Below are 25,906 nucleotides of genomic sequence, written 5' to 3'. Positions count from 1 at the left end.
CCCACCAATGTAGGAGGGCGCTTGCGATTCGTCGCGACACTGCTGTTGTGGCTGGTCACCACCGTCGCCGTGGCGGTGGCGGTGCCGGTCTGCTGGGCGCAGCACACACTTGTCGACCGGGGCGGCTACGTCGCCCTGGCCACCACGGCAGCCAAGAACCATGAGCTGCAGAAGGCCACGGCCAGCGAGCTGGGCATCCAGGTCAACAGGCTGGCCACCAGCGCGGGATACGACCTGAGCACCGGCACCGTGTCGAAAGCCGCGGGCATCTACACGTCCAGCTCGGCCTTCCCGGGCCAGTTCGGCGCCGCGAACGGCTACGCGCACGACTGGCTGTTCACCGACACCATGGCCCACTCGGACTCGTCCGGCCGGTGGACCATCGACCTGTCGCCGATGTTGTCGGACCGGTCGTTCAAGGCGACGTTGGCGGCGTTCGGGGTCCGCGTCCCGTCGAAGATCGAGGTACCGATCACCGATTCGGCCCAATCGTTGCGGCCGGGACAGTTCCGCGCCGCGACGACGTGGGGACCGTGGGCTCGCGTCGGCATCTGCGTGCTGACGGGCGTGTTCGCCCTGCTGACACTGGCGGTGACCCGGTCCCGCGGCAAAACGGTTGCCGCCCTGGGTATCTCGACCATGATCGTCGGCGCCGCGGGCTGGGCCGGCATCGAGGCGGGGCGGCGCTACATCAACGACGGGCTGAACCGCACCACCGGCAACGTCCGCCAGGTGGCCGACGTCATGGTCGACACGGCCATCGCCAACGCCCACCAGTGGCTCAATATCACCCTCGCGATCGGCGGCGGGCTGGTGGTGCTGGGCGTGCTCCTCACGCTGCTGGGCAACCTGGGCCGGCGCGTCGTCCGCAAGCCCAAGCCCGCCGCAGCTCCCGCCGCCTGACAGTGATTTGTGCACGAAAATCCGCGGTCGGCGCGGAAAATCGTGCACAAATCACGAGCCGACGGTGCGCTCCAGGAACGAGTAGACCAGCGCGGCCTTGAACGCGGCCTGCGAATTGTCCGCGGCCCCGCCGTGTCCACCCTCGATGTTCTCGTAGTAGCTGACGCGGTGGCCGGCGGCTTCGAGCGCCGCCGTCATCTTCCGCGCGTGGCCGGGGTGCACCCGGTCGTCGCGCGTCGAGGTGGTCATCAGCAGCGCCGGGTACTTCCGGTCGGCCGAGATGTTCTGGTACGGCGAGTACTTCGAGATGAATTCCCAGTCGTCGGGGTTGTCCGGGTCGCCGTACTCCGCCACCCACGACGCGCCGGCGAGCAACAGGTGATACCGCTTCATGTCGAGCAGCGGCACGCTGCACACCAGGGCGCCGAACAGTTCCGGATACCGCGTGAGCATGACGCCCATGAGCAGCCCGCCGTTGCTGCCGCCCTCGGCGGCGAGTTGGTCGACGGTGGTGATGCCGCGGCGCACCAGATCGGCTGCGACGGCGGCGAAGTCCTCGTACACCAGGTGACGGCCCTCGCGCATGGCCTGGGTGTGCCAGCGTGGCCCGTACTCGCCGCCGCCGCGGATGTTGGCCTCGACGTAGGTACCGCCCTGCGTCAGCCACAACCGGCCGAGCACTCCGGCGTAGCCGGGCAGCATCGACGACTCGAAGCCGCCGTATCCGCTCAGCAGTGTCTTGCGCGGCTGGGTGACGCCGCGTTGTCCCACAACGAAGTACGGGATGCGCGTGCCGTCGGCCGACGTCGCGAAATGCTGCGACACCTCGACCTCGGACGCGGCGAAGAACGCGGGCGCGCGCTTGATCTCGGTGACCGCGCCACCGGCGTGGCCCCACAGCAGGCGCGACGGGCTGTCGAATCCGCTTGAGTCCAGGAAGATTTCGTCGCCGTACTCGTCGACGTCGACGATGACGGTGGTGGCGTGCTCCGGCACGCTCGGGATGTCCGCGCGCTCCCACGTGCCGGGGGTGACCAGCTCGATGTGGCCGATGACGTCGACCAGCGTCTGCAGCAGCAGTCGGTCGCGGGTCCACGCGAAGTTCTGCATGCTGCTGTGGTCGTCGGGCTCGAAAACCACACTCAGATCACGGTTTCCGGCGAGGTAGTCGTCATAGCGGGCGGCCAGCAGCGTTCCCGCCGCGTACGTCGTCTCGCCGACGGTCCATTCGACGCGCGGCCGGATCAGCAGCCAGTCCCGGTGAATGGAGATGGCGGCATCGGTCGGGACGTCGATGCGGACCAGTTCGTCGCCGCGGACCTCGAAGCGTTCGCGGTTGAAGAAGTCGGTGGACTGCGACACCAACAGCCGCTCGAAACCCGGTGTGCTGTCGTATCCGGCGCCGACGCTGACGTCGGATGCCGCGCCTTCGAAGATCGTCACGGCCTCGGCCAGCGGCTGCCCGCGGCGCCACCGCTTGACGATCCGGGGGTACCCCGACTCGGTCATGGCGCCCGGCCCGAAATCGGTGCCCACCAACACCGTGTCGGGGGTCTCCCAGGACACGCTGGACTTGGCTTCCGGCAGGTTGAACCCGTCTTCGACGAACTTCCTTGTCTCCATGTCGAACTCGCGCACGACGGTGGCGTCGGCCCCGCCGCGCGACAGCGCGATCAGCGCGAGGTTCAGTCCGGGCTCGATGACGTCGGCGCCGGCCCACACCCAGTTCTCGTCCTCGTCGGCCGCGAGCTTGTCCAGGTCGATCAGCACGTCCCACTCGGGGGCGTCGGTGCGGTAGCTGTCGAGCGTGGTGCGCCGCCACAGCCCGCGGGGGTTCTCGCCGTCGCGCCAGTAGTTGTAGAGGAACTCGCCGCGCCGCCGCACGTACGGGATGCGGGCGTCGGTGTCCATCACCTCGAGGGCGTCGGCGCGCATCTGCTCGAAGCGCTCGCCGCCGAACTCGGCGATCGTCGGCTCGTTGTGCGCGCGCACCCAGGCGAGGGCGTCGTCGCCGGTGACGTCCTCGAGCCAGAGGTAGGGATCTTCGGAGGCCTGGGCGAGCGCAGCGACGGGATCAACTGAGGATTCAGAACTCACCTGGTCATTCTTACTCCCCGGCGTAGGGTGGCCGTATGCCATCTCGGGCACTGATCACCGCCGAGGCCGCCGAGCTGCTGCGCGCGCTGCAGAACCAGCACGGCCCCTTGATGTTTCACCAGTCGGGCGGATGCTGCGACGGCTCGTCGCCGATGTGTTACCCCGACGGGGACTTCATCGTCGGGGACCGGGACGTGCTGCTCGCGGTGCTCGACGTCGGCCCCGACGGCGTCCCGGTGTGGATCTCCGGGCCGCAGTTCGAGGCCTGGCAGCACACCCAGCTCATCATCGACGTGGTCGTGGGCCGGGGCAGCGGGTTCAGCCTGGAGGCGCCCGAGGGCAAGCGCTTCCTGTCGCGCGGGCGGGTGTTCAGCGAGGCGGAGAACGCCGAGCTGGCCGCGCAGCCGCCCGTCACCGGCGCGCAGTACGCGCAGGGCGTCAGGCCGGTGCGGGACGGCACGCTGATCGTCGAGCACGCCGAGGAGGCGTGCCCCGTGCCGGCTGCGCGTCAGGGTTCTACTTCGCCAGCGTGAACTGGACGACGTCGGCCTGCTTGTTGCGGAACAGTTCCGCACAGCCGGTCAGGTACTTCAGGTAGCGGTCGTAGACCTCTCGGGACTGGATTCTGATGGCGTCGTCCTGGTGTGCCGCCAGGTTCTGCGCCCAGATGTCGAGGGTCGTGGCGTAGTGCGGCTGTAGCGAGTGCTTCCGGGTGACGTTGTACCCCGCAGCCGTCGCGAGTTCCTCCACCACGGAGATGATCGGCAGCCGGCCGCCCGGAAAGATATCCGTCAGCAGGAACTTCACGAAGCGCGCGAATTCGAACGTCAGCGGGATCCCGAGCTCCTTGGCGTCCCGGAAGTCGAAGCCGCAGATGGTGTGCAGCAGCATCACGCCGTCGGGTGGCATGGCCGCGTACGTCCGCCGGAAGAACTCCGGATACCGGTCCGGACCGAAATGCTCGAAGGCGCCGATCGAGACGATCCGGTCGACGGGCTCGTCGAACTGTTCCCAGCCCTGTAACCGGACTTCGCGGTTGCGCGCGGTGCCCATCCGGTCGAAGGTGCGCTGCACGTGGGCCGCCTGGTTCCGTGACAGCGTCAGGCCGACGACGTCGACGTCGTAGCGCTCGATGGCGCGCAGCATCGTCGACCCCCAGCCGCAGCCGATGTCCAGCAACTTCATGCCGGGAATCAGCCCGAGCTTGCTGAGCGCCAGGTCGATCTTCGCGAGCTGCGCTTCCTGCAGCGTCATGTCGTCGCGCACGAAGTAGGCGCAGCTGTAGGTCTGGGTCGGATCGAGGAACAGCCGGAAGAACTCGTCAGAGAGGTCGTAATGCGCCTGCACATCGCCGAAGTGCGGCATCAGGGAATTGGACATGGGACACCGACCCTTTCGACGACAGGTCCCCGCCGTATACCCCGTCGGGGGAAGTTGAATCGGTCTCCCGACCCTCCTCGCCGCCGCGCCTATAAGGTGTGCATGTGACTCACTATGACGTCGTCGTTCTCGGAGCCGGTCCCGGCGGATATGTCGCCGCAATTCGCGCAGCCCAGCTGGGGCTGACCACCGCCATCGTCGAACCGAAGTACTGGGGCGGCGTCTGTCTCAACGTGGGATGCATCCCATCCAAGGCCCTGCTGCGCAACGCGGAGCTGGCCCACATCTTCAACAAGGAAGCCAAGACCTTCGGCATCAGCGGCGAGGCCACCTTCGACTTCGGCGCGGCGTTCGACCGCAGCCGCAAGGTCGCCGAGGGCCGCGTCGCGGGCGTGCACTTCCTGATGAAGAAGAACAAGATCACCGAGCTGGAGGGCTACGGCACCTTCACCGGCCCCAACTCGATGCGCGTCGCGCTCAACGCCGGCGGAACCGAGGACGTGACGTTCGACAACGCGATCATCGCCACCGGTTCGTCGGTACGGCTGGTGCCCGGCACCTCGCTGAGCGAGAACGTCGTCACCTACGAGAAGCAGATCATGACCCGGGAGCTCCCCGGGTCGATCATCATCGCCGGCGCGGGCGCCATCGGCATGGAGTTCGCCTACGTGTTGAAGAACTACGGCGTCGACGTGACCATCGTCGAGTTCCTGCCGCGTGCGCTGCCCAACGAGGACGCCGAGGTCTCCAAGGAGATCGAGAAGCAGTACAAGAAGCTGGGCGTCAAGATCCTCACCGGTACCAAGGTCGAGTCGATCGAAGACAACGGATCCGAAGTGACCGTCGTCGTGAGCAAGGACGGCGCCACCCAGGAACTCAAGGCCGACAAGGTGTTGCAGGCCATCGGATTCGGCCCCAATGTCGACGGCTACGGCCTCGACACGACAGGCGTCGCCCTCACCGACCGTGGCGCCATCGCGATCGACGACAACATGCGCACCAATGTGCCGCACATCTACGCGATTGGTGACGTCACCGCCAAGCTGCAGCTCGCGCACGTCGCCGAGGCGCAGGGTGTGGTGGCCGCCGAGACCATTGCCGGCGCCGAGACGCTGACCTTCGACGACTACCGCATGATGCCGCGCGCCACGTTCTGCCAGCCGCAGGTCGCGAGCTTCGGTCTCACCGAGGAGCAGGCCACGGCCGAGGGCTACGACGTCGTCGTCGCCAAGTTCCCGTTCACCGCCAACGGCAAGGCGCACGGCCTGGCCGACCCGACGGGCTTCGTGAAGCTGATCGCCGACAAGAAGCACCTCGAGCTGCTCGGTGGTCACCTCATCGGTCCCGACGTCTCCGAGCTGCTGCCCGAGCTGACCCTGGCCCAGAAGTGGGACCTGACCGCCAACGAACTGGCCCGCAACGTGCACACCCACCCGACGCTGTCGGAGGCGCTGCAGGAATGCTTCCACGGCCTGACCGGCCACATGATCAACTTCTGAGTCGGTTTTGCGCGCGAATGTCGTTGCCGCGATAGGCGGTTTGGTCGTCGGCCACATGCTGTGGCTGCTGGCGATCTCGCTTGCGATGGACACCACCAGCATCAGCTTCTGGGTGCTGGTGGTATCCGCCGTGGTTCTCGTCGTGGCCGGCGTCGCCGTGTTTTTCGCTCGAAAGTTTCAGGAGCGCAAGGCTTTTGCGAAGTCCGCGTTCCTCTGGTGCCTGCCCGTCGCGCCGGTGCTGATGACGCTGGCAGTACTCGGGGTCACCTACCTGTAGCGCTCTAGTCCGGGAAGTCCAGCGGCACGCGCAGGGTGGCGATGGTCGCCGCCAGCCCGTCGTATTGCGCTGCCAGCAGGCAGAAGTCGATGAGCTGCTTGCGATCGAGGTACGCCGCCAGCGACTTCCACGTCTGGTCGGACACCGACCGGGTGATGACGAATTCGTCCGTCGCGGTGATCAGGACGCGCTGCCGGTCGGTGAGGCCCTCGGCGTCCGGCCCTTCGAAAATGCGGGCCTGCGTCTCGGCGTCGACGCCGCGGCTGCGGGCGAGGCGACGGTGCTGCTGCAGTTCGTACTCGCTGCCGCGCAGATGAGCGACGCGCAGGATCACCAGCTCGGCGTCCCTCAGTCCCAGCTTGCTGCGGCCCAGCAGCATGCCGGAGTAGGGGAGGAATGTCAGGAACAGCAGGTGATGCTGGCCGAGGACGTTGAAGAGCGCGAACCTCGGGGCCCGGATGGTCTTGGCGCCGATCTTGGCGATAACCCAGTTGAGCGGGCCCAGTTCACGGAATCCGCCGGGTTCGATGCGGGCCGGCTCGATGCTGTTCACAATTCCCGAGTCTGGCACAGGCGGGGCGGTCGTAGGGTCGAGCCATGGGGTGGAAACGGGTGGGGGCCGTGATTTTCGCGGTTGCGTTGATGGTGGTCAGTTGTAGTGACCGGGTTACCGATGTGGCGATATCGCGGGCCGCTGACCATCCGTTGCTGCGGTACCTGCCGACGTTGGCCGACGTGCCGGGAATGGTCGAGGTCAGCTACGAGGTGCCGCGCAATGACGAATTTTCCGCACAGCGGCGAATCGAGTGCTCGCGGTATCCAGAACCGGGTGACCCAGACGGGCCGCAACTCACCGCGCGCTACGGGGACAGGCTTGATCGCGACGGCCGCTTGATCCACGTTGACCTGTGGCGAACCCGCCCCGGTGAGAACGTCGTCGACGAGATGGCGAACTGGGGGACCCGCTGCGCGACCTACCGCGACGTCTACGGCACCTGGGCTGTCCAGACATTCCGCAATATCCCCGGAATGCCCACCGATGCAATCCAATTCGACACCACCCAGACCACGGGTGACAAGTATTGGACGCCATCCAACGACGGCCCGGACGGCCGAACTGTCGTCGTGGCCCGAGACGGAGTCGTGCTGCGGGTGAGGTTCATTTCCCGGGGTCCTCTGGGAGTGACGGTCCACGACGTAGCCCAATTGGTCGACGGCTTCGTCCAGCATGCTGCCGAGCAAGCCCCTGACACAGTCCAGACGTCCAGCATCGCGTCGCGGCCCGCGGCGCAGCTGTCGGCACTGGTCATGACACCACCGGTCAAGAGCGGCAGCCGAGTGGTGCAATTGTCAGCCCAGCCCCGGGGCGACGCGCCTGCGGACTGCTCCGCCGACCCACTGTCGTCGCCCCGACCGGGTGCCGATCCATTGGTCGACGCGCTTGGAGTCGCGGCAGTCTTCCGGGAGCACGACGGGTTCGACGGCATCACGGCGGTGAACGACTGGGTCAAGCGTTGCAGCGCACAGCCGTTCGTGCCCGAGGTCTGCGCTGACAAGGCGAAGGAAGCACACCTCGAAACCACGCCACCGGTACGGATCGAGGGCGAGGTGGTCACTGGTTACCAGGGTGTCGTGCTCGGGGAGAGCTATGTGAAGACTACGAAGTACTGCCAGCCGGATTCTGTGGTGGCCCAGATGGTCCGGGTGCGCGGAGTCTTGTTGCGGGCGGCGCCCTTGGTGGTGCAACGCGCCGAAGGCGAGGACCAACATCGAGCGCGCCAGCGTGCGATCGATGATCAGCGCAAACAGCTGGCCTACGTCATCTACCGGGTATTGCGGGCGAACTGACGTCGCCAAGTCGCAAATTGGTCGCAAATTGCTGGTAGCGGCGACCGACGACCTATCGTCTATGGCGTGTTCACTGAGCATTCACCCTTTCTTAAAGAGGGTGTACCGCCCCGGACGAAGGTCGCGATCGGCATTGCGCTGGTCGCGACGTTCATGTGCGCGCTGCAGGTTACGGCCATGCTGTGCGGATTCCGGGGCCCGCTCGAGCGCCTGATCAGCGATTACGTCGGAACTCCGGCGGGGTTCACGGTGCCCTGGGCGGCGCTGGTGGTGGCCCTGGTCGCGGTGCAGCGCGAATACCGTTTGCCGATCGCGGGCGCCGCACTGGGGCTCGATGTGGTCTTTGTCGTCGGCCGGGAGTACGTCGGTCTTCCGGCGGCGATGGGTAGCGGCGCACTGGTCGTGCTCACCAGCCTGGGCGTGTTCGCGCTGACGCGGTGGACGGGCCCGCAGCGCGACACCGCGCTGAAGGGCGTCGCCACCGGCCTGTTGCTCGTGCTCGCCACCAAGGCCGGAGACGCCTGGCTGACCATCACGTCCCTGACGCGTCCCACCGTTCTCGACGAGTTCGCGGTGCGTGCCGACGTCGCCCTCGGGCAGCCGTCATGGGTGATGGGCCAGTTGGTGCAGCACCACTCGGTGCTCTACTTCGTACTGCATTGGGTCTATCTCGAGCTGTCGGCCGCGGCGACCGTGGTGGCCATCTATCAGCTGCGGAACGTGACCACGGGTGGACGGTGGCCGCGGCACTTCGTCGTGCGCACCTTCCTGGTGCTGGGTCTGGTCGGCCCGCTGATCTATCTGATGTTCCCGTTGGTAGGGCCCACTTACGCCTTCGGCTCGGCCGGTAGCGGATTCCAGGTCGGCGACTTCTGGCCGGCGTTGCTGCCGCCCGTCGACGGGTCGGCGGTTCCCATCGCGTTCGACACGTCGACCCCGCGCAACTGCATGCCGTCGCTGCATACGGCGTGGGCGCTGGCCGTGTTCATCCATTCGCGGTCCGGCCCGCGGTGGTTGCGCGTCGGTGGCACTTGTTGGCTCGTGGGCACTTTGGCCGCGACGCTGGGCTTCGGCTTCCACTACGGCGTCGACCTCGTCGTCGGTGCGGTGTTGTGCTTGACGGTGGAATCGGCGCTGCGGGAACCGGTTCGGCCGGGCGCCCACGCCCGCCTACGGCTGATCGCCGGTGGTGTGGCCGTCATCGTCGGTTTGATGCTGTGCGTCCGGTATCTGTCCGAATGGATGGCGGCGTATCCAATCATGTTCGGGGCGTTGATTATTGGATCGCTCGCGACGCTGTCTTGCGGCTTCTACGTCACGTTCTTCTCGCGACCGGGCGTACCTGCGCCGGCGATCGAGCGGTTGACCGGCGAGGAGTCAGAAAGTCCAGCTGCGTGACGGCTGCAGGACGAAGCCGTGCTTCTGGTTGTCAATGCAGGCAACAAGATTGACGTCGGCGGCGCAGGTGAAGTACGTGATTCCTTGGGCGTCGTAGTTGAGCTTGCTGCCGTTGGGCAGTCGCTTTTCCGACTGACCCGACGTGCACGAGGTGTTGGACTGGCGGAAGCGATAGGGGTGCGGGTCTCCGTCTTTCAGCGGCACGTTGTTGGGCCCCACCGACGTACAGCTGGTATCGGTACTTCCCGACGTCGTACCGGGCAGGGCGAATGGTGTCGAACAACTCATCGCGGTGTATCCGTTTATGCTGCAACGGATCCCGTCGGCCGTTGAGAACTCCTCGGTCGTCCCGGTGTGCTCTCTGACGTCGTAGTCGTGGCTGTTGACCAGCACGTAGTCGTCCAAGTTCGGGAAGCTGGTGAGTTCGGCGCGCGGCGTGGTCGGCGCCGGGCTGGTCGGGTGGTTGGCGCAGGCGGCGCCCAGGCATGCGGTCGCGACCAGCGAGACCATCAAGCGTTGCTTGGCATTCACGTTGCGCTGCTGCGTGGATCGCGGTTGTTGCATCGGACTAGAACGTCCAACTGCTTGACGGTTGCAGGAAGAAGCCGTGATCGTGTCGATCGATGCAGGCGACGAAGTTCGAGTCGGTGGCACACGTGAAGTACGTCGCGCCGTCCGCGTCGTAGCTGATCTTGCTGCCCGCGGACAACGGCCTGGGATTGTCACCTGACGCGCAAGGGCCTTGTTGGTGTTTGAACTCGTAGGGGTGGGGAGTATTGGGGTCGGCAGGTATCGAGCTGTTGCCTACGAATGTGCAACCTGACCCGGTGTTGTTCGGTGCAAGATCGGACACTGCAAACGGTACGGTGCAACTCATCCCCGCATATCCGTTGATGTAGCAGCGTATTCCGCTCGCGGTTTTGAACTCTTGGGTGCTGCCCGAATGTTCCATTACGTCGTATGGACGACCATCGACTGAGACGAAATTGTTGAGGTCGGGAAATCCAGCGGGTGGGGCTGCGGCCGTGGGCGGAGCCAAAACAAGTGCGGTCGAGATGAATAGCACAGCCGCCGTCGCAGAACTCACGGTCGATTTCATGAGCGCCTCCGTCAATGCTGAACACCAAAAGTAGTCGTGAACGTCTTGGGGTTGTACGGCTGTCCAGGATCCACGACGCGGTCCCAAGTGCTGACCCGCACATCGAGTGTTTCGACGTGCGTCACGGGGTCAAGATGCGTGCCGATGATCGTCGGCCCGTAGGGCGCTCCGCCCGGAAAGTTTTGTGGTGGGATCAAAACGGTTGGGCGGGCCGTCAGTAAGCCTTCTGGCGTCGACGCGGTGACTGCCGAGACCGCAGGGTTTGCCTGAGGATGCGCGGGGTCGAAATTGTCTGACCCAACCAAAGCAAAGCCGCCGCCCTGAAGTGCGACCAATTGATTTTCGCGAGCGCCGGGCAATCCCTGGACCGTCCCGACCGGATGCAATGACTCCAGCCATTTGCCCGGAGGGTCTCCTGGCTTAATCGGATCGGACTGCCAAAGGACGCGCTGGGTGTCGAGATTCTTGGGGCCGGTGTTCCCGACGATCGCCATGCGGCCAGTCTTGGGGTCATAGGCGCCGCTGGCCTGGTAGATGAGATTGCCGCCCGTGTCCTGCAATGGACCGAGCATGGTCGGATGATTGGGGTCTGTGAAATCCCATGCTTTGCCTGCCGTGCTGAACGGGTTGTTTCCTGGTGGTATGTGATCGGCATCGGGATAGCTGAAGAAGCCATACCTCTCGCCGTTCGGGCCGAGCGCAGTACCTGTCGGGATCGGTCGCGTTCCGGGTTGGTTTGGGTCATTGGCCCTTTCGCTTTCAGGGCTTCTCGGCCCTGGCGGGTACTTGTGGCCGTCGTCGGTCGCCGACCGAGGGTCACCGCCGAACGTCGGACCCTTCCCATCGGGATAGCCATCCTGCAGGTCGTATTGGCTTTGCTCGTATTTCAGAGGACCGGCCGGTCCACTTATCGTCGGTTCGGCGGGACCTGGACCTTGTCCCGGGGACGTTCCGGGTCCGCCGCCGAGCTTGAACCGCTCGAGGTCAGCGGCGCACCGCTTCAACTCGGTGGCCCACTGTTGGTCAACTGCTGCGAGTTTCATCGCGTGGCCGCGGATTGCCACTTGGTGAAGTTGAATCGCAAAATCGCGGAGCACCCGCTGTGGCCCGTTGGGCATCTGCGTCAACTTATCGGTGACAACCAGGTCCTCGCTGACGGCAAACATGTCGTCCTCAGCGTCTTGAATGGCCTTGACGGCTTCACGTTTTGCGTTGCCAATCGCCTGTGCGCCCTTGGTAGCCGTCGCTTGAGCGTGCTCGATCTGCTCCAGCGCCGCACGGACTTTGGCTGTATCAGCTTGCAAGCGGGCCCGGGCCTGCTCGCCCGCAGTGCCGCTCCAGTCGGCGTTCTCGAGTCCGTGCTGCGCCTTGTCGTAGGCGTCCTTCAGCTTCGTGGCGCGTTCGCCCCACGTCTTCGCCGCAGCGTCCAGCGCGTCTGTGTTCCACGACTGGATCTGCGACTTAGTCGGCATCGCCACCGGTGCGGTCAAGACTCCTACCGACCCGGCATTGCCCGCGACACGGCCGCGCCCCCCGCGGCGTCGGTGGCCTCGTACGCAGTGGCCGCCTTGGTCAGGTTGGTGCCGAATTCGGTCAGGGCTTTCGAGCACTCCGCGTCGATGTGATCGATCCCGGCCGACACGTCACCGACCGCAGCAGCACTCGGCTGCCACGCGGGCCCGGCGGCGGCCTGCGCCGGCCCGGGTTTCAAACCGGCGGCGGCGTCGCTCACTTCTCTGGCCAGCGACCGCAGGCCGTCCGGATCGACCTTCAATGGTGAGGGAGCCACACATCAAGCCTATGCCCGTCCCGGCACCCGGCCCGTCACTGATTTACGCGCTTGACCACATACGGCGTCACGGTGCTGCGGTGTTCGTCGAGGTCCAGTTCTCGCCCCAGCGCGGGGAACGCCCGCTGCGGACAGTTGTCGCGCTCACACACCCGGCAGCCCGAGCCGATGGGCGTCGCGGCGCCGCCGGACAGGTCCAGCCCTTCGGAGTAGACCAGCCGATTGGCATGGCGCAGTTCGCAACCCAGCCCGATGGCGAACGTCTTGCCCGGCTGGCCGTACCGGGCAGCGCGTCGTTCCACCGTGCGCGCCACCCACATGTAGTTGCGGCCGTCGGGCATCTGGGCGATCTGCACCAGCATCTTGCCGGGGTTCGCGAACGTCTCGTAGACGTTCCACAGGGGACAGGTGCCGCCCGACGAGGAGAAGTGGAAACCGGTGGCGGACTGGCGTTTCGACATGTTTCCGGCACGGTCGACGCGGACGAACGACAGCGGTACGCCGCGCATCGACGGCCGCTGCAGCGTCGACAAGCGGTGTGCGATGGTCTCGTAACTCACCGAGTGATACGCCGACAGCCGCTCGACGTCGTAGCGGAATTCCTCTGCGACGGCGTGGAATTGGCCATAGGGCAGCACTGCGGCAGCGGCGAAGTAGTTGGCCAGCCCCATGCGCGCCAGCTTCACCGACTCCTCGCTGGTGAAATTGCCTTCGGCCACCAGGCTTTCCAGTAGGTCGCCGAATTCCAGGTAGGCCAGCTCGGCGGCCAGTTTGAACACGTACTGTCCCGACGACAGATGGCCGCCGATCTCCAACGTCCGGGTTTCGGGGTCGTACCGGTGCAGCACGTTGTCGCCGAGTTCGAGCCGCTGCACGATGCGCACGTGATGGACGCGGCTCAGCCGCTCGGCGAGCTCGCGGGACAGCTCGGATCGGCGCATGTGCATGCGCAGGATGAATTCCTCTGCCGCGGTGTCGAGTTCGTGGAGGTAGTTCTGACGCGTGTAGAAGTAGTCGCGCACTTCTTCGTGCGGCATCGTGATGGCCCCGCTGCCACTGCCGTCGGAGAACCGGTCTTCGGTGGCGGCGGCCAGTTGTGCCGTGGACAACCTGTACCGACGGTGCAGGTCGACCATCGCGCGCGCCATCGTCGGGTGCGTGCTCACCAGGTCGGCGATCTCCGGGATGTCGACGTCTACGCCCAGGTCGCGATCCATCAGCGCTTCACGCAACTCGGCGACCAGGCGGGTGTCGTCCTGGGAGGCGAAGAACGTGGCGTCGACCCCGAACACCTCGGTGATGCGCAGCAGCACGGCGACGCTCAGCGGCCGGACATCGTGCTCGATCTGGTTGAGATAGCTGGGGGAGATGTCGAGCATCTGCGCGAGCGCCGCCTGGCTGAAGCCGCGTTCGCCCCGGAGCTGACGCACCCGGGAGCCAACGAACGTCTTCGCCATGAAACCAGGCTAGCAATCATGTGAATACCGTCTTCGCACAATTGGCAAAAATGGGCTGTGGCAGGATCGGGCCCGCGGGTGAGTTGGACGATCCAGCCGCGTTGGCCCGCTGGGAAAGGGGCCGCCATGAGCACCGCGGAGACCATCGACAAGGTCGTTGAAAAGACCACTGCCGCACCGGCTGCGGGCCTGGCCAAGACCCTCGCGCCGGTCCCGGAGGGGCATCCCGACGTCTTTGACACCAGCTGGCCGCTGCGGATGGCCGACGTCGATCGCGACGGCCGCCTGCGGTTCGACGGTGCCTGCCGGCACATCCAGGACGTCGGCCAGGACCAGCTGCGCCAGATGGGCTACGAAGACGTCCACCCGGCCTGGGTCGTCCGGCGCACCATGGTGGACCTGATCCGTCCGTTCGAGCGCGGCGACATCCTGCGGCTGCGGCGCTGGTGTTCGGGCACGTCGAACCGGTGGTGCGAGATGCGGGTGCGCATCGACGGCCGTAAGGGCGGACTGATCGAGTCCGAGGCGTTCTGGATCAACATGAACCTGGAGACTCAGGGGCCGGCACGGATCTCGGACGACTTCCTGGCGGGTCTGAAGCGGACCGCCTCCACTGATCGGCTGCGCTGGAAGGGCTACCTCAAGGCCGGCGGTCGCGAAGACGCGCTCCGGATCGTCGACTTCCCGGTCCGCGTCACCGACATCGACCTGTTCGACCACATGAACAACTCCGTCTACTGGTCGGTGGTCGAGGACTACCTGCAGACCTACCGCCCCGAGCTGCTCGAAGCACCGCTGCGCGTGACCATCGAGCACGACGCCGCGGTGGCGCTCGGGGAGCGGCTGGAGATCATCACGCACGAGTACCCCGCCGGATCGACCGAGAAATTCGGCCCCGAGCTATGTGACCGCAGTGTTACAACGCTCACATATGTCGTCGGTGACGAGGTCAAAGCGGTCGCCTGCCTGTTCACGCTTTGAGTGCGCCGATTTAACAGTACGAGCGTACTGACCAGCGCATTTCGGTTACCGTTCGGTAGCTTCTGAACCGGTCAAGCACCCCAGCAACTTCGCAATCTTCGCAACTTCGCTACATGTGTTGGCGAAAGTTGGCACTTGTAACCGCTGGACCTGCGGGTATGTGCTGTGTCATCGTCGTTAACAGCACACAAGCGAAGTCGCCGAAGCGTTAACAATCAACTTGAATCTTGGCGCCCACGGCGACGCGGCCTCACGAAGGAGCACAATGTCCAACGTCGGAAAGCCACGTACCGCCGCTGAGATTCAGCAGGACTGGGACACCAACCCCCGCTGGAAGGGCATCACCCGCGACTACACCGCAGCCCAGGTTGAGGAGCTGCAGGGCAGCGTCGTCGAGGAGAACACCCTCGCGCGCCGTGGCGCCGAGATCCTGTGGGACGGCGTCACCAAGGGCGACGGCTCCTACATCAACGCGCTGGGCGCCCTGACCGGCAACATGGCCGTGCAGCAGGTCCGCGCCGGCCTGAAGGCCATCTACCTGTCCGGTTGGCAGGTCGCCGGTGACGCGAACCTCTCGGGCCACACCTACCCGGACCAGAGCCTGTACCCGGCCAACTCGGTGCCGGCTGTCGTCCGTCGCATCAACAACGCGCTGCTGCGCGCCGACGAGATCGCCCGCGTCGAGGGTGACAAGAGCGTCGACAACTGGCTCGTCCCGATCGTCGCCGACGGTGAGGCCGGCTTCGGTGGCGCGCTGAACGTCTACGAGCTGCAGAAGGCCATGATCGCCGCGGGTGCCGCCGGTACCCACTGGGAGGACCAGCTGGCCTCGGAGAAGAAGTGTGGCCACCTCGGTGGCAAGGTGCTGATCCCGACCCAGCAGCACATCCGCACCCTGACCTCGGCTCGCCTGGCCGCCGACGTCGCCAACACCCCCACCGTCGTCATCGCGCGTACCGACGCCGAAGCCGCCACCCTGATCACCTCGGACGTGGACGACCGCGACAAGCCGTTCGTCACCGGTGAGCGCACCTCGGAGGGCTTCTACAACATCCAGAAGGGCATCGAGCCCTGCATCGCGCGTGCCAAGGCCTACGCCCCGTACGCCGACATGATCTGGATGGAGACCGGTGTGCCGGACCTCGAGGTCGCCCGCAAATTCGCCGAGGCCGTGAAGGCTGAGTTCCCGGACCAGCTGCTGTCCTACAACTGCAGCCCGTCGTTCAACTGGAAGCAGGCGCTGGACGACTCGACCATCGCCAAGTTCCAGAAGGAACTGGGTGCCATGGGCTTCACGTTCCAGTTCATCACCCTGGCCGGCTTCCACGCCCTCAACTACTCCATGTTCGACCTGGCCTACGGCTACGCCCGCGAGGGCATGACCGCCTACGTCGACCTGCAGGAGCGCGAGTTCGCGGCCGAGGCCCGTGGCTACACCGCCACCAAGCACCAGCGTGAGGTCGGCGCCGGCTACTTCGACAAGATCGCCACCACCGTGGACCCGAACACCTCGACCGCAGCTCTGAAGGGCTCGACCGAGGAAGGTCAGTTCCACTAAAGCCTTTGGCTTGATACGGCAGGCCCCGCTCAGAAACTGGGCGGGGCCTGTCGCATATCTTCAGAAGTAATCACGAGGAGAGGACAGCGGTGAGCAACGCAATCGAACGAGTCGGGGTCATCGGGGCCGGGCAGATGGGCGGCGGTATCGCCGAGGTCTGTATCAAGGCAGGCGCACAGGTCCTGGCGTTCGAGCCGACCGAGGCGCTGACCACCGCCGGCCGGGAGCGGATCACCAAGTCGCTGGACAACGCGGTCAAGAAGGGCAAGTTGTCCGAGGCCGACCGCGACGCCGCGCTGGGCCGCCTGAGCTTCACCAACGACCTGGCCGACATGGCCGACCGGCAGCTCGTCATCGAGGCCATCGTCGAAGACGTCAACGTCAAGACGAAGGTTTTTTCTCAGCTTGACGAGATCATCACCGACCCCGACGCGGTGCTGGCGTCGAACACATCGTCCATCCCGATCATGCGCATCGCCGCCGCGACCAAGAACCCGAGCCGGGTGCTCGGTCTGCACTTCTTCAACCCGGTGCCCGTGCTGCCCCTGGTCGAGCTCATCTCCTCGGTGACGACCGCCCCCGAAGCCGCCGCGCGCGTCGAGACTTTCGCCGCCGACGTGCTGGGCAAGAAGGTCGTGCGGGCGTCCGATCGCTCGGGCTTCGTTGTCAACTTCCTGCTGGTTCCCTACCTGCTGGCTGCCATCCGGATGGCCGAATCGGGCTTCGCCACCGTCGAGGACATCGACACCGCGGTCGTCGCCGGGTTGTCGCATCCGATGGGTCCGCTGAAGCTTGCTGACCTGGTGGGCCTGGACACCATGAAGCTGATCGCCGACTCCATGTACGACGAGTACAAGGAGCCGCTGTACGCGGCGCCGCCGTTGCTGCTGCGCATGGTCGAGGCAGGCCAGCTCGGCAAGAAGTCCGGTAAGGGCTTCTACACCTACTGACAGACGCCGGGTTGGAGCCTGACAGTAATTTTCGTTAACCTTGCGTGCGGGTTGTTTTTCGCTGGGCCCGTCAGGGCGCGCACGTACGGGTATTTCAGCTGGCCGCAGCATGCGGTCGCGCCGCCCGACCCGGCGAACGTAAACGCAAAGGATAGATACCGATATGTCTCAAGCCGACATCGATTTGACCCCCCATTACGAGGAGTCGCAGTCGATCTACGACATCTCGAATGAGTTCTTCGCCCTGTGGCTCGGCCCCACCATGGGTTACACCTGCGGCTACTACGAGCGCGAGGACATGACTCTCGAGGAGTCGCAGAACGCCAAGTTCGACCTGGCGCTCGGCAAGCTCGATCTGAAGCCGGGCATGACCCTGCTCGACATCGGCTGTGGCTGGGGCGGCGCGCTCGAGCGGGCCATCACCCAGTTCGACGTGAACGTCATCGGCATCACCCTGAGCAAGGCGCAGTCGGAGTACGCCCGCGCTCGCCTCGCCAAGATCGACACCAACCGCAGCATCGAGATCCGGATGCAGGGCTGGGAAGAGTTCGACGAGCCCGTCGACCGCATCGTCTCGATCGGCGCTTTCGAGGCCTTCAAGCAGGAGCGCTACCCGATCTTCTTCGAGCGCGCCTACAGCATCCTGCCGGAGAACGGCGGCCGGATGCTGCTGCACACGATCCTCGCGCACACCCAGCAGTTCTTCCGCGAGAACGGCATCAAGCTGACCATCAGCGACCTGAAGTTCATGAAGTTCATCGGCGACGAGATCTTCCCCGGCGGCCAGCTGCCGGCCGTCGAGGACATCGAGCAGCTCGCGGCGGGCTCGGGCTTCACTCTGCAGCGCACCCACCTGCTGCGTCCGCACTACGCGCGCACGCTCGACATGTGGGCGGCCAACCTGGAGGCGGCCAAGGACGAGGCCATCGCCCTGCAGGGCCAGGAGGTCTACGACCGCTACATGAAGTACCTGACCGGTTGCGCCGACTTCTTCCGTCGCGGCATCACCAACATCGGCCAGTTCACGCTGGTCAAGTAAGCCGGAAAAGAGAGCCCCCCGACCTGGGTCGGGGGGCTTCTCTTTTTGTGCGCTACGCGGACTCTAGCCGTTTCTTCTCCGCCTCGACGTCGAAATCGGCTGGGGGCCAGGACAATTTGAGGCGCTCGAGGGCCTCGATCAGCAGCTCGGTGATGGCCAGCCGGGAGTACCACTTGCGGTTGCAGGGCACGACGTGCCACGGCGCGTAGTCGGTGGAGGTGCGGTCCAGCACCGCCTGGTACGCCTCCTGATATTTGGGCCACAGCAGTCGCTCGTCGATGTCGGCGGGGTTGTACTTCCAGTACTTGTCGGGCCGGTCGAGCCGCTCCGCGAGCCGCTTCTTCTGCTCGTCGAGCGAGACGAACATCGCGACCTTGATGATCGTCGTCCCCGTATCGGTGAGTTCGCGCTCGAACGTGTTGATCTCGTCGTACCGGCGTTCCCACACCGACGGCGGCACCAGGTCGTGCACGCGCACGATCAGTACGTCCTCGTAGTGCGAGCGGTCGAAGACGCCGATGTGCCCGGCCGGTGGTACCGCCTTCTGGATCCGCCAGAGGTAATGGTGGGACAGCTCTTCGGGGGTGGGCTTGCCGAAGCTGGAGTATCGGATGCCCTGCGGATTGCCGGCGCCGACCACATGTTTGACGATGCCGCCCTTGCCGGCGGTGTCCATGCCCTGCAACACCAGCAGGATCGAGCGGGTGTCCCCGGAGCGGCTGTTGGCGTACAGCATCTCCTGCAGTTCGGCGAACCGCTCGTTGCGTTCGGCCTGCAGTTCGGGTGCGTCGGCCTTCTTGCCGCGGAACCCGGGGGTGGCGTCCGGGTCGATGTCGGCGACGCGCAGGCCGGGTTTGAACTCCAGGTGCTTGTGCGGTTCGTGGGTCCACAACGACGGCAGATCGGAGGTCACGCGATCAGTGAAGCAGATGACTCGGCAGGGCCGGGGAGGGATGGGGTTGCGAGTTGAACACCGCGAGCGAGCCGCCGACCTCGACGATGCCGCGCAGCGCGCTCCACGACAACATGGTCAGGTAGTCGATGAGCTCCTTGGCCGTCATCCGCGGATTCGACATCCACGAGTGGGTGGCCAGCTGCACGCCGCCGACGGTGTGGAACGCGAAGGCGTCGACGCCGCCGGTGTCCATGCCGGCATGCGCCATGCGCCGGCGCAGCACGACGGCGAGCATCCGCGCGATGATCTGCTCGGAGTCGGCGATGGCCTTGCTCTTGCTCGCCGAGCTGTTGGCGAAGACGAACGGATAGATCTCGGGTTCCGCCGCGACGGTGTCGACATACACGCGGATGATCTCGCGGGTGAGTTCGAAGCCGTCGAGGTTGGACGACAGCGCCGATGCCATGTTGGGGATCAGCGTGGTTTGCGCGAACCGCATCATCACCGCGGTCGTGAGATCGTTCTTGTCGACGAAGTAGCGGTAGAGCACCGTCTTCGACACGCCGATCTCGGCCGCGATCTCGTCCATGCTGACGTTGCTGCCGCGGCGCCGGACGGCCTCGAGGGTGCCGTCGACCAGTTCGTTGCGGCGATCGACCTTGTGTTGGTGCCAGCGTCGTTTCCGCCCGTCGGCTCTTGCCGACGAGGGTGCGTTTTGCTGTGCCACGGTCGCGATACGTCCATTCCGCTAGGTCCGCTTAATAATACGGGGCGACCACGCCAGGCATACAGGATGATGGAAGGGTGGCACACCGACCCAGGCCGGGACCTGGACCTCAGCCGAGGCACCAGGCATCCCTCGAACCGCACGTCAGCCTCGCGGAGTCGTTTGCCGGCGCCGATCACACGGCCGACGAAGAGCGGCGCCGCAATCTGCGCCGGATGAAAGCGGTCGCGCTGAGCTTCCTGCTCGGTGCGACGGTGCTGTTTGCGGTGTGCACGTGGTTGCAGGCCCGCGGCGGCGCGTACAGCTGGACCGGGCCGTGGGTGGGCTACGTGCGGGCCGCCGCGGAGGCCGGCATGGTCGGCGCGCTCGCCGACTGGTTCGCCGTCACGGCGCTGTTCCGGCATCCGCTGGGCATCCCGATCCCGCACACCGCGATCATCCCGCGCAAGAAGGACCAGCTGGGCGAGGGCCTGGGCACCTTCGTCCGCGAGAACTTCATGTCGCAGGAGGTCGTGGAGACCAAGCTGCGCGACGCCCAGGTCGCCAGCCGACTGGGCAAGTGGCTGTCGGAACCGGAGCATGCGGCGCGGGTGGCCGCCGAGGCGTCGACGGTGCTGCGCGTCCTGGTGGAGCTGCTGCGCGACGAAGACGTCCAGCACGTCCTGGACCGGATGATCGTCAAGCGCATCGCCGAACCGCAGTGGGGTCCGCCGATCGGCCGGGTGCTGGAGAGCCTGCTGGCGGAGCGGCGGCAGGAGGCGCTGCTGCAGCTGCTGGCCGACCGGGCGTTCCAGTGGTCGCTCAACGCCGGCGAGATCATCGAACGCGTCATCGAGCGGGATTCGCCGACGTGGTCGCCGCGCTGGGTCGACCACCTGGTGGGTGACCGGATCCACCGCGAGCTCATGGACTTCACCGACAAGGTGCGCCGCAACCCCGAGCACGAGCTGCGGATGTCGGCGACGAAGTTCCTCTTCGACTTCGCCGACGATCTGCAGAACGACGAGGACACCATCGCGCGGGCGGAGCGCATCAAGGAGCAGATCCTGGCGCGCGACGAGGTGGCCCGCGCGGCCGAGACCGCGTGGAGTACCGCCAAGCGCATCATCCTCGAATCGGTGGACGATCCGACGTCAGTTTTGCGCACCCGGATTGCAGATTCGGTGGTGCGAATCGGGGAGTCTCTGCGGGACGACGCGGAGCTGCGCGACAAGGTCGACAACTGGCTCGTCAGGGGTGCAAAACACCTTGTAGCGCAGTATGGGACGGAGATCACAGCGATCATCACCGAGACCATCGAGCGCTGGGACGCCGACGAGGCGAGCCGGCGGATCGAGCTCCATGTGGGCCGTGACCTGCAGTTCATCCGTATCAACGGCACCGTCGTCGGATCGTTGGCGGGCCTCGTCATATACACGATCGCTGAGCTTTTCGTCTGACAGTGCTAGCTGGCGCTTGCTAGCGCTTGCAATAGTTAGCACCCCCTCGTACCGTTGTTTTGGTACGGACCGCCCACCAAAAGCGGTCGACGAAGACAGGGGAACGACATGGCGCAGGATGCAGATATCGCCGCCGTCATGTCGAATGCAGCCCAGGACATCGGCAGCTTCATCCGCACCCAGCGGGAGGCTGCGCAGGTCTCCGTCCGCCAGCTCGCTGAGAAGGCGGGTGTCAGCAACCCCTACCTGAGCCAGATCGAGCGTGGCCTGCGCAAGCCGTCGGCCGATGTGCTGAACCAGATCGCCAAGGCGCTCAGGGTTTCGGCCGAGGTGCTCTACGTGCGGGCCGGAATTCTGGAACCCAGCGCCGCCGGCGAGGTGCGCGACGCCATCATCGCGGACCTCTCGATCACCGAGCGGCAGAAGCAGGTGCTGCTCGACATCTACACGTCCTTCCGGCAGCAGAACGATGCCGAGTCCAAACCGCTTCCTGATCAGCCTGAATTGGAAGCCGCCAGTGAGGAGCAGACAACGACGACTGACACTCACCAAGTAGCGAACTGACCAACGCAGTACCCGAGAAAGGAAACAACGAACATGGCAGAGAACAAAGAGACCAGCCAGCCCACCATCGAAGACCTGAAGGCCCCCCTGTTCGCCGCCGTCGGCGCCGCGGACCTGGCCCTGGCCACCGTCAACGAGATCGTCGCGAGCCTGCGTGAGCGTGCCGAAGAGGCCCGCACCGATGCCAACGCGCGTGTCGAAGAGGGCCGTGCCCGCCTGACCAAGCTGCAGGAAGAACTGCCGGGCCAGGTTGAAGACCTGCGCGAGAAGTTCAGCACCGAAGAGCTGCGCAAGGCCGCCGAGACCTACGCCGAGAACGCCCAGAACACCTACAACAAGCTGGTCGAGCGTGGCGAGGCTGCCCTGGAGCGCCTGCGCACCCAGTCGTCGATCGAGAGCGTCCGCGAGCGCGTCGAGGACGTCCGTGAGCGTGTCGAGGACGTGCGCGAGCAGGTCACCGAGCTGACCCAGGACGCCCTGGGCAACGTCGCCAGCCAGACCCGCGCGGTCGGCGAGCGCGCCGCCAAGCTGGTCGGCGTCGAGCTGCCCGAGAAGGAAGAGGCCCCGGCCAAGAAGGCCGCCCCGGCCAAGAAGGCGCCGGCCGCCAAGAAGGCCCCGGCCAAGGCTGCTGCGACCAAGGCCGCCCCGGCCAAGGCCGCTGCCAAGGCTCCGGCCAAGAAGGCCGCCCCGGCCAAGAAGGTCACCCAGAAGTAATCAGGTTCGACGTCAGGGACGTAACCCACATAGGCTGAGGGCGTGTACCTCGGAAGCCTGGTGGGTTACGTCCTTTTCGCGTTGCAGATCGCGGTGCTGGCCACGACCGTTTATGCGTTCGTGCATGCCGCCATGCAGCGGCCGGACGCCTACACGGCCGTCGACAAACTGACCAAGCCGGTGTGGCTGGCCATCCTGGGCGGCGGCGCGGTCCTGGGCTGGATCATCGGCCCGCCCGTCGGCGCGGCCATCGCGGCCTGCGCCACCGGTGTGTACCTGGTCGACGTGAAGCCCAAACTCCTTGAGGTCCAAGGGAAATCCCGGTAGTCGGTGCGCTCGAACTGGTGCGGGGTGCTGGCTGCCGCGACGTTGATGCTGGCGCCGGCCCCGCTGTCCACAGCTGATCCCAACGAACCCAGTCCACAACCCGTACCGTCGCCGCCCTACATCGACCACACCCGGTGGACGCAATGGGACGGTTCGAAGAGCCTGCGGGTGTATCCGACGTGGGCCGGCCGGCGCGCGTCCGGCCTGGGCGCCACGCAGCCGGGAGACGAGGCGTGGTCCGAGGTCTTGAGCCTGGCCCCTGACGCCGACACCCCCGGCATGCGCGGCCAGTTCATGTGCCACTGGTATTTCGCCGAGGCGGGCGCGCCCGGCAAGACCAGCTGGAATCTCGAGCCGTGGCGCCCGGTGGTCGACGACAACCAGATGGTGAGAGCACGTTGCAATCCCGGTGGCGCAGAGGAGCCGTTCTGATGAGTTGGACCCGCCAGCAGGTGGCCGCACTGGTCGACCACACCTTGCTCAAGCCCGAGGCGACCGCCGCCGACGTGGCGAGCCTGTGCTGGGAGGCCGCCGATCTGGGAGTCTGCGCGGTCTGTGTGTCGCCGTCGATGCTCGGCGCGGTCGAGGTGCCCGAGCGCGTCAAGATCGCGACCGTCGTGGGATTCCCGTCGGGCAAGCATGATTCGCAGATCAAGGCGCGCGAGGCCGCGTTGTCGGTCGTCGGATCCGACGGCCGGCGCGGTGCCGACGAGGTCGACATGGTGATCGATGTGGGCGCCGCGATCGCCGGCGACATCTCGGCGGTGTTCGCCGATATTTCCGCGGTCCGCGGGGCCGCCCCGATGGCGGTGCTGAAGGTGATCGTCGAATCCGCTGCGTTGCTGACCATGGCCGGCGCGCCGACACTGGCCGACGTCTGCCGGGCGGCCGCCGACGCCGGCGCCGATTTCGTGAAGACCTCCACCGGTTTCCACCCGGCAGGCGGCGCGTCCGTGCAGGCCGTGGAGATCATGGCCCAGACCGTCCCGGCGCTGGGTATCAAGGCCAGTGGCGGTATCCGTTCGGCCGCCGACGCCGTGGCGATGCTGGACGCCGGCGCCACCCGGCTCGGCCTGTCCGGTACCCGCGCCGTCCTCGACGGCCTCAACTAGGGATTTGTGCACGATTTTCCGCGGTCACCGCGGAAAATCGTGCACAAATCGCTCGGATCAGAGGCCGGAGAAGCAGGTGTCCTGCTGGCCCAGCGGGATGGTCGCGTTCTTGGTGCCGAACTTCGCGGTCACGCCGGTACCGGTCACCTGCAGGGCTTCCGGCTTGATGCCCATCGGGTAGTCCTTGGTCAGCTGCGACGCGAACAGGTCCAGCGCCGGCTGGATCGACTCGCGCGGCAGCAGGAAGCCCAGGCCGGTGAGCTGCTCCACCTTGAGCGAGATGGTGCCGTCGGACAGCGTCGGCTTGGCCACGATCTGGGTCATCGGCGCGTCCAGCACGATGGTGCCCGACGACGGGTCGGTGGTGACGTCGGAGACCAGGCCACCCAGCACCGGGACGGTGTCGGCGATGGTCTGCTTGATGCCGTCGGCCGACCAGGTGACGGTCGCATCGAGGGACCCGATGGTGCCGGCCGACTTCGCCGTCTTGTCGAGCTTGACGTCGTCGATGTTGATCTGGGCCTTCATGCCCTTGGCGAAACGCAGCTGGTTGCCGGCCGTGGTCACCGTGATGTGGTCATAGTGCTTGTTGGCGACCTGCCACAGGAACGGCGTCGCGCCGAACTGGACGTCGACCTTGTCCTGGACGACGCACTGGACGGACTGCGAGACGACGCTGTTGCCGCGGCTACGGGCGTAGAACTCGCCGCCGACCACACCCGCAGCCGACAGTGCGAGTGCGATGACGATGATCAGGATCAGCGACATCGGGTCGCGCAGCAGCTCCATGACACCGCGGCGCTTCTTCGGCGGATCGGTGGCGGGCACCTGCTGTGGAGCCGGGTAGGACGTCGGCGGTACGTCGCCGCCGTAGGCGGCCGGGGCGGGAGCGTCGGCGCCGTAGGCGGGCGGGACGTCGGCGGCCGTCAGCACCTCGGTGGGCTGGGCACCCGGAGCCTCCGGCGCCTGCGGCGCGGGCTCGGCAGATGGTGCGGCGTCCTCATTGGCGGGGCGGGCCCAGGGGTCAGTCACCCTTGCGATTGTGCCTTACGCGGAATCGTGGTGCGGTTGCGCAGCACGGCGATGGTCTCGCGGGCCCGCTCGACGGCGGCCAGGTCGACGTCGGTGACCAGCAGTTCCGGCTCGAGGCCGGCCTGCACCACGATGTCGCCTGTGGGGGAGGCCACCAGACTCCCGCCGTTGCCGGTCGGACCCTTCTTGGCGAGTTCGTCACCGGGGTACGGCTGGTCGACGGCGGCGACGAAACAGCCGGTGTCGAGCGCGCGGGCGCGGGCCAGCAGCGTCCACTGGTCCAGCTTGCCCGGGCCCGATCCCCACGACGCGTGGACGGTCAGCAGCTTGGCCCCGCGTTCGGCGAGCTCGAGATGCAGCTCCGGGAACCGGACGTCGTAACACGTCGTGAGGCCGACGGGCACGTTGCCGTCGGCGGTCCGAACGTCGATCACGACGGGCTCGAAACCCCTTGCCACAGTGCGTGATTCGGCGAACCCGAAGGCGTCGTAGAGGTGAATCTTGTGGTAGTGCGCGTCGACGCCCGGGCCCGTGGCGAGCAGGGTGTTGGTGACGCGGCCGTCGGCGGTCGGGCAGAACATCCCCGCCACCACGGTCACACCCGACCGTTCGGCGAGGTCGCGGACGGCGTCCGCCCACGGGCCGTCGAGCGGCTGCGCCACGGGCGCGAGCGGCACCCCGAACCGGCACATCGTCGCCTCGGGGAACAACACCAGGTCGGCACCGGCGTCGGCGGCGCGCGCCGTGTGGTCGGCGACCAGCGCCAGGTTGGCCTCGGGGTCGGTGCCGGCGCCGATCTGGGCCAGTGCGATGCGCATGCG

The 25,906-nt window shown here is 66.2% G+C and carries 28 protein-coding genes; 16 read left to right on the top strand and 12 right to left on the bottom strand.

Going from position 1 to position 25,906, the window contains the following annotated elements; genetic code table 11:
* Positions 1–21: 21 nt before the first annotated feature.
* Positions 22–903 (top strand): hypothetical protein, encoded by an 882-nt coding sequence (locus ACJEIK_RS24140; protein WP_061000323.1) that lies wholly within the window; start codon positions 22–24, stop codon positions 901–903.
* A 51-nt stretch (positions 904–954) separates the two neighbouring features.
* Here the strand turns inward: ACJEIK_RS24140 and ACJEIK_RS24135 are convergent, their stop codons facing one another.
* Positions 955–3,000 carry a prolyl oligopeptidase family serine peptidase gene (locus ACJEIK_RS24135; RefSeq protein WP_409430406.1) on the bottom strand — a complete coding sequence of 682 codons (2,046 nt, stop codon included), beginning with the start codon at positions 2,998–3,000 and terminating at the stop codon, positions 955–957.
* Between the two features lie 35 nt (positions 3,001–3,035).
* Here ACJEIK_RS24135 and ACJEIK_RS24130 point away from each other — a divergent pair, with 35 nt between their 5' ends.
* Entirely contained in the window at positions 3,036–3,533 is a 498-nt protein-coding gene (locus tag ACJEIK_RS24130) for a DUF779 domain-containing protein (RefSeq protein ID WP_409430405.1), read from the top strand.
* Here the strand turns inward: ACJEIK_RS24130 and ACJEIK_RS24125 are convergent.
* Positions 3,517–4,380 (bottom strand): cyclopropane mycolic acid synthase family methyltransferase, encoded by an 864-nt coding sequence (locus tag ACJEIK_RS24125; protein WP_409430404.1) that lies wholly within the window; start codon positions 4,378–4,380, stop codon positions 3,517–3,519. The genes ACJEIK_RS24130 and ACJEIK_RS24125 overlap by 17 nt on opposite strands.
* 104 nt (positions 4,381–4,484) lie before the next feature.
* On the opposite strand from ACJEIK_RS24125, the gene lpdA reads away from it, so the two are divergent.
* A complete protein-coding gene (lpdA, locus tag ACJEIK_RS24120; RefSeq protein WP_061000344.1) occupies positions 4,485–5,879 on the top strand; it encodes a dihydrolipoyl dehydrogenase in 1,395 nt (464 codons plus the stop codon).
* A gap of 55 nt (positions 5,880–5,934) precedes the next feature.
* A complete protein-coding gene (locus tag ACJEIK_RS24115; protein WP_061000346.1) occupies positions 5,935–6,156 on the top strand; it encodes a hypothetical protein in 222 nt (73 codons plus the stop codon).
* Positions 6,157–6,160: 4 nt separating this feature from the next.
* Here the strand turns inward: ACJEIK_RS24115 and ACJEIK_RS24110 are convergent, their stop codons facing one another.
* The gene (locus ACJEIK_RS24110) at positions 6,161–6,709 is read right to left on the bottom strand and encodes a carboxymuconolactone decarboxylase family protein (RefSeq protein WP_020101158.1); all 549 of its coding nucleotides are present in this window, start codon (positions 6,707–6,709) and stop codon (positions 6,161–6,163) included.
* Positions 6,710–6,753: 44 nt separating this feature from the next.
* On the opposite strand from ACJEIK_RS24110, the gene ACJEIK_RS24105 reads away from it, so the two are divergent.
* Positions 6,754–8,004, top strand: a complete 1,251-nt coding sequence (locus ACJEIK_RS24105) for a hypothetical protein (RefSeq protein WP_131808728.1) — start codon at positions 6,754–6,756, stop codon at positions 8,002–8,004.
* Between the two features lie 66 nt (positions 8,005–8,070).
* Positions 8,071–9,402: a phosphatase PAP2 family protein gene (locus ACJEIK_RS24100; RefSeq protein ID WP_061000312.1), complete on the top strand. Its 1,332-nt coding sequence runs from the start codon at positions 8,071–8,073 to the stop codon at positions 9,400–9,402.
* Here the strand turns inward: ACJEIK_RS24100 and ACJEIK_RS24095 are convergent.
* From ACJEIK_RS24095 to ramB, 5 genes are read right to left on the bottom strand one after another with little or no spacing between them, the layout of a single operon-like run.
* Complete coding sequence (locus ACJEIK_RS24095; protein WP_061000309.1) at positions 9,382–9,966, bottom strand: hypothetical protein; 585 nt, start codon at positions 9,964–9,966, stop codon at positions 9,382–9,384. The two genes, ACJEIK_RS24100 and ACJEIK_RS24095, sit on opposite strands and share 21 nt — an antisense overlap.
* Positions 9,967–9,970: 4 nt before the next feature.
* Entirely contained in the window at positions 9,971–10,501 is a 531-nt protein-coding gene (locus tag ACJEIK_RS24090) for a hypothetical protein (RefSeq protein WP_131808727.1), read from the bottom strand.
* A gap of 11 nt (positions 10,502–10,512) precedes the next feature.
* Positions 10,513–11,991: a hypothetical protein gene (locus tag ACJEIK_RS24085; RefSeq protein WP_267324028.1), complete on the bottom strand. Its 1,479-nt coding sequence runs from the start codon at positions 11,989–11,991 to the stop codon at positions 10,513–10,515.
* Positions 11,992–11,996: 5 nt separating this feature from the next.
* Entirely contained in the window at positions 11,997–12,290 is a 294-nt protein-coding gene (locus ACJEIK_RS24080; RefSeq protein WP_082762044.1) for a type VII secretion target, read from the bottom strand.
* A gap of 35 nt (positions 12,291–12,325) precedes the next feature.
* Complete coding sequence (gene ramB, locus ACJEIK_RS24075) at positions 12,326–13,747, bottom strand: acetate metabolism transcriptional regulator RamB (RefSeq protein ID WP_133425427.1); 1,422 nt, start codon at positions 13,745–13,747, stop codon at positions 12,326–12,328.
* 126 nt (positions 13,748–13,873) lie between these two features.
* Between ramB and ACJEIK_RS24070 the strand changes: the two genes are divergently transcribed.
* The 4 genes from ACJEIK_RS24070 (at position 13,874) to ACJEIK_RS24055 (ending at position 18,275) form a co-directional block, all read left to right on the top strand.
* Entirely contained in the window at positions 13,874–14,728 is an 855-nt protein-coding gene (locus ACJEIK_RS24070) for an acyl-[acyl-carrier-protein] thioesterase (protein ID WP_064858661.1), read from the top strand.
* 265 nt (positions 14,729–14,993) lie between these two features.
* Positions 14,994–16,286, top strand: a complete 1,293-nt coding sequence (gene aceA / locus ACJEIK_RS24065; RefSeq protein ID WP_064858660.1) for an isocitrate lyase — start codon at positions 14,994–14,996, stop codon at positions 16,284–16,286.
* A gap of 134 nt (positions 16,287–16,420) precedes the next feature.
* A complete protein-coding gene (locus ACJEIK_RS24060; protein WP_061000299.1) occupies positions 16,421–17,236 on the top strand; it encodes a 3-hydroxybutyryl-CoA dehydrogenase in 816 nt (271 codons plus the stop codon).
* A gap of 163 nt (positions 17,237–17,399) precedes the next feature.
* Positions 17,400–18,275, top strand: coding sequence for a cyclopropane mycolic acid synthase family methyltransferase (locus tag ACJEIK_RS24055; RefSeq protein ID WP_267324027.1), 876 nt, complete (start codon positions 17,400–17,402; stop codon positions 18,273–18,275).
* A gap of 52 nt (positions 18,276–18,327) precedes the next feature.
* On the opposite strand, the gene ACJEIK_RS24050 is transcribed toward ACJEIK_RS24055, so the two are convergent.
* A complete protein-coding gene (locus ACJEIK_RS24050; RefSeq protein WP_409430403.1) occupies positions 18,328–19,188 on the bottom strand; it encodes a polyphosphate kinase 2 family protein in 861 nt (286 codons plus the stop codon).
* 4 nt (positions 19,189–19,192) lie between these two features.
* Positions 19,193–19,897 (bottom strand): TetR/AcrR family transcriptional regulator, encoded by a 705-nt coding sequence (locus ACJEIK_RS24045; RefSeq protein ID WP_409430402.1) that lies wholly within the window; start codon positions 19,895–19,897, stop codon positions 19,193–19,195.
* Positions 19,898–19,974: 77 nt separating this feature from the next.
* On the opposite strand from ACJEIK_RS24045, the gene ACJEIK_RS24040 reads away from it, so the two are divergent.
* From ACJEIK_RS24040 to deoC, 6 genes are all read left to right on the top strand, one after another.
* Entirely contained in the window at positions 19,975–21,336 is a 1,362-nt protein-coding gene (locus tag ACJEIK_RS24040) for a DUF445 domain-containing protein (protein WP_409430401.1), read from the top strand.
* Between the two features lie 108 nt (positions 21,337–21,444).
* Positions 21,445–21,900, top strand: coding sequence for a helix-turn-helix transcriptional regulator (locus ACJEIK_RS24035; protein WP_020101169.1), 456 nt, complete (start codon positions 21,445–21,447; stop codon positions 21,898–21,900).
* Between the two features lie 33 nt (positions 21,901–21,933).
* Positions 21,934–22,614: a hypothetical protein gene (locus tag ACJEIK_RS24030; protein WP_061000293.1), complete on the top strand. Its 681-nt coding sequence runs from the start codon at positions 21,934–21,936 to the stop codon at positions 22,612–22,614.
* Positions 22,615–22,656: 42 nt separating this feature from the next.
* On the top strand, positions 22,657–22,941 hold the full coding sequence (locus ACJEIK_RS24025; protein WP_020101171.1) for a DUF2516 family protein: 285 nt from the start codon (positions 22,657–22,659) through the stop codon (positions 22,939–22,941).
* Positions 22,942–22,986: 45 nt separating this feature from the next.
* Positions 22,987–23,373 carry a DUF2599 domain-containing protein gene (locus tag ACJEIK_RS24020; protein ID WP_409431754.1) on the top strand — a complete coding sequence of 129 codons (387 nt, stop codon included), beginning with the start codon at positions 22,987–22,989 and terminating at the stop codon, positions 23,371–23,373.
* A complete protein-coding gene (gene deoC / locus ACJEIK_RS24015; RefSeq protein WP_409430400.1) occupies positions 23,373–24,053 on the top strand; it encodes a deoxyribose-phosphate aldolase in 681 nt (226 codons plus the stop codon). Before ACJEIK_RS24020 ends, deoC begins: the two co-directional genes overlap by 1 nt.
* A 57-nt stretch (positions 24,054–24,110) precedes the next feature.
* Here the strand turns inward: deoC and ACJEIK_RS24010 are convergent, their stop codons facing one another.
* Entirely contained in the window at positions 24,111–25,085 is a 975-nt protein-coding gene (locus ACJEIK_RS24010; RefSeq protein WP_073695393.1) for a DUF2993 domain-containing protein, read from the bottom strand.
* Positions 25,082–25,903 carry a carbon-nitrogen hydrolase family protein gene (locus ACJEIK_RS24005; protein ID WP_267324024.1) on the bottom strand — a complete coding sequence of 274 codons (822 nt, stop codon included), beginning with the start codon at positions 25,901–25,903 and terminating at the stop codon, positions 25,082–25,084. Before ACJEIK_RS24005 ends, ACJEIK_RS24010 begins: the two co-directional genes overlap by 4 nt.
* Positions 25,904–25,906: the final 3 nt, after the last annotated feature.

It is taken from the genome of Mycobacterium sp. SMC-16 (assembly GCF_046250085.1).
Classification (GTDB): domain Bacteria; phylum Actinomycetota; class Actinomycetes; order Mycobacteriales; family Mycobacteriaceae; genus Mycobacterium; species Mycobacterium phocaicum.
The sequence above is the reverse complement of the archived record's forward strand: the minus strand, read 5'-3'. Positions and strand labels throughout refer to the sequence as shown.

Bases quoted from the DNA above. Each gene is read 5' to 3' on its own strand.
- ACJEIK_RS24060 (WP_061000299.1), top strand. From the start codon at position 16,421: ATGGGCGGCGGTATCGCCGAGGTCTGTATCAAGGCAGGCGCACAGGTC.
- ACJEIK_RS24070 (WP_064858661.1), top strand. From the start codon at position 13,874: ATGAGCACCGCGGAGACCATCGACAAGGTCGTTGAAAAGACCACTGCC.
- ACJEIK_RS24030 (WP_061000293.1), top strand. From the start codon at position 21,934: ATGGCAGAGAACAAAGAGACCAGCCAGCCCACCATCGAAGACCTGAAG.
- ACJEIK_RS24125 (WP_409430404.1), bottom strand. From the start codon at position 4,380: ATGTCCAATTCCCTGATGCCGCACTTCGGCGATGTGCAGGCGCATTAC.
- ACJEIK_RS24035 (WP_020101169.1), top strand. From the start codon at position 21,445: ATGGCGCAGGATGCAGATATCGCCGCCGTCATGTCGAATGCAGCCCAG.
- ACJEIK_RS24090 (WP_131808727.1), bottom strand. From the start codon at position 10,501: ATGAAATCGACCGTGAGTTCTGCGACGGCGGCTGTGCTATTCATCTCG.
- ramB (WP_133425427.1), bottom strand. From the start codon at position 13,747: ATGGCGAAGACGTTCGTTGGCTCCCGGGTGCGTCAGCTCCGGGGCGAA.
- deoC (WP_409430400.1), top strand. From the start codon at position 23,373: ATGAGTTGGACCCGCCAGCAGGTGGCCGCACTGGTCGACCACACCTTG.
- aceA (WP_064858660.1), top strand. From the start codon at position 14,994: ATGTCCAACGTCGGAAAGCCACGTACCGCCGCTGAGATTCAGCAGGAC.
- ACJEIK_RS24005 (WP_267324024.1), bottom strand. From the start codon at position 25,903: ATGCGCATCGCACTGGCCCAGATCGGCGCCGGCACCGACCCCGAGGCC.
- ACJEIK_RS24105 (WP_131808728.1), top strand. From the start codon at position 6,754: ATGGGGTGGAAACGGGTGGGGGCCGTGATTTTCGCGGTTGCGTTGATG.
- ACJEIK_RS24130 (WP_409430405.1), top strand. From the start codon at position 3,036: ATGCCATCTCGGGCACTGATCACCGCCGAGGCCGCCGAGCTGCTGCGC.
- ACJEIK_RS24055 (WP_267324027.1), top strand. From the start codon at position 17,400: ATGTCTCAAGCCGACATCGATTTGACCCCCCATTACGAGGAGTCGCAG.
- ACJEIK_RS24095 (WP_061000309.1), bottom strand. From the start codon at position 9,966: ATGCAACAACCGCGATCCACGCAGCAGCGCAACGTGAATGCCAAGCAA.
- ACJEIK_RS24020 (WP_409431754.1), top strand. From the start codon at position 22,987: ATGCTGGCGCCGGCCCCGCTGTCCACAGCTGATCCCAACGAACCCAGT.
- ACJEIK_RS24115 (WP_061000346.1), top strand. From the start codon at position 5,935: ATGCTGTGGCTGCTGGCGATCTCGCTTGCGATGGACACCACCAGCATC.